2 protein-coding genes are annotated in these 1,608 nt (G+C 46.7%); both read left to right on the forward strand.

The window, feature by feature from the left end; genetic code table 11:
- Window positions 1-1,189, forward strand: a 1,189-nt coding sequence (locus tag AACS18_RS15600) for a Mu transposase C-terminal domain-containing protein (protein ID WP_146184772.1), incomplete at its 5' end; no start/stop codon positions are given.
- A partial coding sequence (locus AACS18_RS15605; RefSeq protein WP_146184773.1) for a TniB family NTP-binding protein occupies window positions 1,182-1,608 on the forward strand: 427 nt, incomplete at its 3' end. The genes AACS18_RS15600 and AACS18_RS15605, both read left to right, overlap by 8 nt.

Here is a 1,608-nt window from a genome sequence, read left to right on the forward strand (position 1 = left end):
AGTCGCACACCACATTTTAGAAAGAGTCGAAGTGGATCATACGCCACTAGATGTGATAGTCATGAACGAGCGGACGGGGCTTGCTGATGGAAGGCCAACGTTGACCCTCCTTCTCTGCCGTTACTCGCGGATGATATTGGGCTTTGCTATTGGTTTCGAACCGCCTTCAGAGCTATCAGTGATGAGGGCTTTACGTAATTCGATACTGTCCAAATCATACGTCAAAGACAAGTTCCCTGATATTCATTATGAATGGCCTGCTTACGGGATTCCCCACACGCTAATCTGCGATAATGGCTTGGAATTTCATTCTCATCAGTTGAGGCGAGTTTGTGCCGAACTGAATATAGAACTTCAGTTTTGTCCTAAACAACAGCCTCACTACAAGGGGGCTGTGGAGCGGATTTTAGGAACATTAAACCGTGCTGTTTGCCATCGTATTCCAGGAACAACATTTTCCAATATTACGAAACGTGGTGATTATAACTCTGCCGAGATGGCCCGTATCACACTGGCTGATCTGCAATCGCTTATTCATGAGTGGATCATTGATATCTATCATCAGGAGGTTCATAGAACTACGCACCGGACACCATTCGCCATGTGGAATGATGGGCTCGCAATGGTTGAACCATTACAGCCAGCAAGCTTGGTACAGTTGAACTTGATCCTCACCAAGGAAACAACCCGCCGACTTTCCCATCAAGGGATTCAAGTACATAACCTGTTCTATAACTCGTCAGAACTGGGATTGTTGCGGATGCGCTCAAACACACAATATGACGTGTCGGTACGCATTGATCCTGAAGATATGGGGGCGGTCTGGATTTACGATGAATTGCATGGTGATTACATCCATGTGCCCTGTATCAATCCAGAGTATGCGGAAGGTTTAACTCTGCGTCAGCATGTCCAGATTCTGAAAGATGCTAAAGAGAGAGGGCTAGCAGAGCAGGATGGGGATGCGTTACTGAAGAGTAAGGCCAGGTTTCAGCAGAAAATTGAGGATCTGAGCCGTAACAAGCTAATCCGCGAGCGTAAGAAAGCTGCTAGGGACGTCATGCCAATTCCTCCTTCTTGGAGTTCAAACCCGGCACTGGAGCGTCCCAAAGAATTGGACACAGCTGATGAGTCACTTTTCGAACCCTTGAGCTTTAAGGTAGTTACGAGGGGGCAAGGTGATGACTGACAGCCTCAATATCCATCAGAAAATTGCTGATCTACGCAAAGTTGTCATCTTTCATCCCCAGTGCCAGGCAGCTTTTGATGCGATCAGGGATGCATACCAAATGAGTGCTCATGTAGGGCTTCCTCAACATCTTTTATGTGTTGGACAGTCTGGGACAGGGAAGTCGACCCTGAAGTCCCTGATATTCGATGAGTACCCACCGGAACCATGCATAGACAGAGAGTTACAGCCTGTGCTTTGTGTGGATACTCCTTCACAGCCAACTATTCGTAACATGGCTGAAGCGATGTTGGTACAGCTTGGTGAGCCTTGTTTTATGAGGGGTTCAGCTATAGATAAGACAAACCGAATTCTTAATCTAATCAAAGAAAAGCGGGTTCGTCTCATCATTGTTGATGAGCTTCAGCACTTCATTGATC

It is taken from the genome of Aeromonas sp. HMWF015 (assembly GCF_963878965.1).
Classification (GTDB): domain Bacteria; phylum Pseudomonadota; class Gammaproteobacteria; order Enterobacterales; family Aeromonadaceae; genus Aeromonas; species Aeromonas veronii.